The sequence below is a fragment of the Deltaproteobacteria bacterium genome (assembly GCA_016213065.1).
Taxonomy (GTDB): Bacteria; UBA10199; UBA10199; order SPLOWO2-01-44-7; family SPLOWO2-01-44-7; genus JACRBV01.
Genome location: JACRBV010000037.1, coordinates 1 through 5,280 on the forward strand (window position 1 = coordinate 1; position 5,280 = coordinate 5,280).

5 protein-coding genes are annotated in these 5,280 nt (G+C 46.2%); all 5 read left to right on the forward strand.

The window, feature by feature from the left end:
- Positions 1 to 487 (forward strand): hypothetical protein (locus tag HY877_02000; GenBank protein MBI5299056.1); only part of this gene is annotated, 487 nt, incomplete at its 5' end.
- Positions 488 to 561: 74 nt separating this feature from the next.
- A complete protein-coding gene (locus HY877_02005; GenBank protein ID MBI5299057.1) occupies positions 562 to 1,479 on the forward strand; it encodes an electron transfer flavoprotein subunit beta/FixA family protein in 918 nt (305 codons plus the stop codon).
- 18 nt (positions 1,480 to 1,497) lie between these two features.
- Entirely contained in the window at positions 1,498 to 2,475 is a 978-nt protein-coding gene (locus HY877_02010) for an electron transfer flavoprotein subunit alpha/FixB family protein (protein MBI5299058.1), read from the forward strand.
- Positions 2,476 to 2,660: 185 nt separating this feature from the next.
- Complete coding sequence (locus HY877_02015; protein ID MBI5299059.1) at positions 2,661 to 4,448, forward strand: acyl-CoA dehydrogenase family protein; 1,788 nt, start codon at positions 2,661 to 2,663, stop codon at positions 4,446 to 4,448.
- Between the two features lie 9 nt (positions 4,449 to 4,457).
- The gene (locus HY877_02020) at positions 4,458 to 5,069 is read left to right on the forward strand and encodes a deoxynucleoside kinase (GenBank protein ID MBI5299060.1); all 612 of its coding nucleotides are present in this window, start codon (positions 4,458 to 4,460) and stop codon (positions 5,067 to 5,069) included.
- Positions 5,070 to 5,280: the final 211 nt, after the last annotated feature.

Sequence of the window (5,280 nt, forward strand, 5' to 3'; positions counted from 1 at the left end):
GAAAAAAGAAAAAGCGATCGATATTGTAATGGTGAGCAATGAAAACAACGGCGTGGATATTCTCTCCAAACGGGGAGAAGCCTCTCTTCATTGGAAGGGCGATCGCCTTCAATATCAGGTAAAGTCAAAAGATCCGTTCGGATATGCGAATGTGGCTTCGATGCTCGATGAAAAACAGGCTTTCGATCAGACCAAAAATTCGGATTATCCCGATGCGCTCTGGCAGATTGGGAGTCTTTTCAAAGCAGAGCGCACGGGGGATATTGTTTTGTCCGCCACGCCCGGTTATGATTTGCGTTTAAAATATGAAGTCCCGGAACATCGCGGTTCACACGGTTCTCTGCACAAAGACCAAATGTTCGTTCCTGTGGTGACCAACGCTTTCTTACCCTCCAAGGCTTTTCGCACCGTCGATATTTTTCCCACCATGCTCAAACTTTTAGGCAAACCAATCCCCGCATATCTGGACGGCAAGTCTTTAATTTAAACTCTGATTCTGCGCAAAATCATTATATTTAAAGTTGCATTCTTTTAATGATTTTGTATAGCTCGCGCGGTTATGTGAATGAGCATCCGGCTTTGCCGGTGCGAATGAAAGGGGTGCGGGGGGAAGGAGCCACGAAGTGGCGAGTCAAGGTCCGGCTTTGCTGGACCGCAAAGCAAATTCGAAGAATTTGCGGAGTCAATGGCCCCCCCGATATTATGAAAATCGGTGTTCTTCTTAAACAGACTCCTGACACGGAGACTAAAATCAAAATCAAGTCCGATGCCACAGGCATCGATGAATCTGACATCAAATGGGTCATCAATCCTTTTGATGAATACGCCGTGGAAGAAGCCCTTCGTTTGAAAGAGGCGTCCGGCGGCGGAGAAGTGGTGATTGTAACGGCCGGCGTGAAACGATCTGTCGATTCCATGCGTCAGGCGCTTGCGATGGGGGCCGACCGCGGTATTCGCATCGACACGGAAGGCGTTTCCGTGGATAACTACACTACCGCGTTGATGCTTTCCAAAGTCGTGTCTCAGGAAAATTTTGAAGTTGTTTTTGCCGGCAAACAAGCGGTGGACGATGATGGAGTGCACGTAGCACACGGAGTTTCTGCGGAATTGGATTGGCCTTGTGTGTGGCCCATCGAACATATTGAACTGGGCGCTGACAAAAAATTGGTTAAAGTTACAAGACCGGTTGGTGGTGGCGTCAAAGAAATTTTGGAAATGCAACTGCCGGGAATTATTTGCTGTGACAAAGGAGAGAATGCCCCGCGCTACGCTTCTCTTCCCGGTATCATGAAAGCAAAATCAAAACCAATTGCGGAACTTAAGGCCGCTGATCTTTTAGGTGGCGCCACACCCCTCGTGCAATTCACCCATTTTGCCCTTCCTCCGGAAAGAAAAGCCGGAAAAATTTTAAAAGGGGAACCCGAACAGGTTTGTGCGGAGTTGGTGAAACTTTTACATGAAGAAGCAAAAGTAATTTAAGAGCGCGCTCTACAATTTATGCCAGGCATTTTAATTTTAGCGGAAAAAGAAGACGGAAAACTCAAAAAGTATTCGCGTGAGTTGGCGAGTAAAGCGGTAGCTCTGGCAAAGAGCCTCAATGCCCCTGTTTACGGGGTGGTGATTGGCAATCAGGCATCTGCCGCCGCAGAAGAATTGGGAGCATTTGGTGTGCAAGAGGCTACCGCAATTGAAGGCCCCGGCGTTCAATCTTATACTGGAGATGGTTATGCAAAAGCCTTACTCCCTCTCATTCAGGAATTAAAACCCCAAATTATTTTGGCTTCAGCTTCGGGAATGGGAAAAGATATTTTACCCCGCCTTGCCATGAAACTCAAAGCGGGTTTGGCCACCGATTGCGTGGAACTCAGCATTGAAAATGGAAAATTAAAAGCAAAGAGGCCCATTTTTTCAGGCAAAGTTTTTGTCGATGTTACTTTTTTAAGTGATGTTCAATTAGCCACCGCTCGTCCCAATTCTTTTGCCGTCACTGTTGTTGATGCGGAAAAAAAAGCGGCTGTCAAAACAATTCAGTCTGCCAGTGAGGGGGCGCGCGTTGTGGTGAAAGAGGTCAAAGAAGCGGAAAAGGGGATGAAAGATTTGACGGAGGCGGACATTGTTGTTGCGGGTGGCAGGGCTTTGGGGAGTAGTGAAAATTTCAAAATTATTCGGGATTTGGCGGACACTTTAGGAGCTACTGTCGGTGCTTCCAGAGCGGCTGTTGATGCTGGTTATATCTCGCACGATCATCAGGTGGGACAAACCGGTAAAACAGTTAATCCCAAACTCTATATCGCCTGTGGTATTTCGGGGGCCATCCAGCATTTGACGGGGATGCAGTCCTCCAAAGTTATTGTCGCCATCAATAAAGACCCCGAAGCCCCCATTTTCAGCAAAGCCGATTACGGAATTGTGGGGGATCTCTTCGTTCTTCTCCCCATTTTGACGACTAAAATTAAAGAACTGCTTGGTAAATAATGAATGTGGTGAAAAAGTTGTGTGAGTGGGTTTTTGGGTTTAGCGCAGGCAAATTTAACAAAAGGGGTATAAAGCCAAAATTGCCGAGCGATAAGCGGGCCCGACGGGTGGCCTGTCGGGAACCGCGGCCCCAAAACCCTCTCACACAACTTTTTCACCAACCTATAATTTAAGGGGGAAAAAACATGGCAACGAAATCAGGACCGTTCACCGCTTCATTTCTGTGGGAGCCCGTTGGCAAATGGGATCTTTTCATTCCGGAAGAATTAAACAGCGAACAAAAAGAGCTGGCCAAACTGACGCGCGATTTCATCAAAAATGAGGTTGAGCCCAAACGCGAAGCCATTGAAAGCAAAACCCTGCCCACGCTGGTTCCCTCTTTGCTGAAAAAATGTGGTGAATTGGGTCTGATGATGGCCGAAATTCCGGAAGCCTACGGCGGTTTAGGACTGAATAAAACGACCGCAACCGTCATCGCCGAAAATGCGACGGGTTGGACTTCATTCATGGTTCCCTTGATGTGCCACACCGGCATTGGAACAATTCCCATCCTTTATTACGGTACCGAAGAGCAGAAGAAAAAATATCTTCCCAAATTGGCCACCGGTGAATTCATAGGGGCCTATGCCTTGACCGAAGCCGGTTCCGGCAGTGATGCGTTAGCCGCCAAAACAAAAGCTGTTTTGTCTCCTGACAAAAAATATTATATTTTGAACGGGGAAAAACAGTTTATCACGAACGGCAGTTTCGCCGACGTCTTCACTGTTTTTGCGAAGGTAGATGGCGAACAATTCACCGCGTTTATCATCGAACGTAACACATCGGGATTCTCCGTCGGAAAAGAAGAAAAGAAAATGGGAATCCACGGTTCGTCAACCGTTCCGGTAATTCTTCAGGATTGCAAAGTGCCGGTTGAAAATGTTTTGGGTGAAGTGGGCAAGGGACACCGCATTGCTTTCAACGTGTTGAATGTAGGGCGCTGGAAACTTGGAGCCGCCTGTATGGGGGGTTGTAAACGCCTTATTGAATATTCCTCCAAATATTTAAAAGAGCGCCATCAATTTGGAAAACCCATCGCCACTTTTCAGGCTCTGCGTGAAAAACTGGCGAACGACAATATCCGCACGTACCTTCTGGAATCGATCATCTATGCCTATGCAAGCAGTTTGGACAATGCATGGTCCGAATTGGATAAATCGAGTCCCGATTATTACAAGCTTGTGATGAAAAAAATCAAGGGACTGAACATTGAAGCCTCGATCGCAAAGGTTTTCGGTTCTGAAACGGCTCAGTTGGTGGCCGATGATGCGGTACAAATGTATGGCGGTTACGGATTTATTCAGGAATATCCGCCGGAGCAATTTTATCGCGACGGCCGTATCAACCGCATTTACGAAGGAACCAATGAAATCAATCGCCTCTTGATGCCGGATACCCTCATGCGCCGCGCCATGAAAGGGAGTGTCGATTTCATGGGTGTTCTCCAAAATGTTTTGGCGGGATTAAAATCGGGATATCCAACTACGGATGCTTCTGAGCCTCTGGCTCCATGGATTGACCAACTCGACGCTCTGAAAAGATTGACCGTTTATTTCTGTGGTGTAGCCGCCCAGAAATTTATGGAGAAACTTAAAGATAAACAGTCACTCCTTATTACAATGGCCGACTTGATGACCGAAAGTTATGTCATTCATTGCGGTTTAGAGCGCGCCCTCAAAATCAGAAAATTGTTGGGTGAAGACAAATCCAAACTGGCTGAAGAGATGACCATGGCCTATATGTCAGAGAAAATTCCGGAGTTGATTGGCCGGGTTCGTCAAAACCTCTTTAACATTGCGGGTGGGGATGAAAAAGAATTTGGTTCTTATGAAAAGGCTTTGAGCAGGCTGATTCAGCCCAAATGCGCCCCGACCGAAACAATTAAAGAAACGGTTGCCGCTCGCGTCCTTGAAAAAGAAACTTACGCAGTGTAATGGGGCCCTATGCCGGGTCGCTATATTGCCATTGCTGGAAATATGGGAGTAGGCAAGTCCAGTCTGGTTGAATTTTTGTGCCGGCATTTTCAAGTCAAACCTTTTTTCGAACCGAACGATAAGAATCCCTATCTTGAAGATTTTTACAAAGACATGAAGGCGTACGCCTTTTATTCCCAGCTTTATTTTTTATCCCAAAAATTCAAAATGTATTTTGACCTCGTGAAAAGCGAAGGGACTGTCATTCAGGACAGAACCATTTTTGAGGACGCCGAAATTTTTGCCACTAATCTTTTTAAACAGGGTTTTATTTCCAAAAGAGATTTCAAGATTTATAAAACTTTTTATCAGTCGATTGTGAAAGCGTTTCGTCCGCCGGATTTGCTTATCTACTTGAAATGTTCGCTCCCTACGATAAAGAAACGCATTGCCAAACGCGGGCGTGGTATTGAAAAAGAAATTCCGGAAAGTTATTTGCGCGGTTTGAATAAACTCTACGAACAATGGATCAAGCGCTATAAACTGTCACCCGTTCTAGTTTATCCAACCGACAAGTTGGATTATCTTTCCGATTTTGTGCATCAACAGGAGTTGCTGGAGAAAATTGAAAAATATATATAAAAAAAGCTATCAGCGATCAGCGATCAGCAATCAGCAATCAGCAATCAGCAATCAGCGGTCAGCTTTTGGAAGCTACACGGTGTCTTTTTGTCATTCCCGCCCCGTATCGCGGTACGGGGTAAACTCCGGCGGGAATCCAAAAAAGCTGAGAAAGACTGGATCCCTGCCTTCGCAGGGATGACAAACTGACAGCTGATCGCTGACAGCTGAC

Bases quoted from the DNA above. Each gene is read 5' to 3' on its own strand.
- HY877_02015 (MBI5299059.1), top strand. From the start codon at position 2,661: ATGGCAACGAAATCAGGACCGTTCACCGCTTCATTTCTGTGGGAGCCC.
- HY877_02020 (MBI5299060.1), top strand. From the start codon at position 4,458: ATGCCGGGTCGCTATATTGCCATTGCTGGAAATATGGGAGTAGGCAAG.
- HY877_02010 (MBI5299058.1), top strand. From the start codon at position 1,498: ATGCCAGGCATTTTAATTTTAGCGGAAAAAGAAGACGGAAAACTCAAA.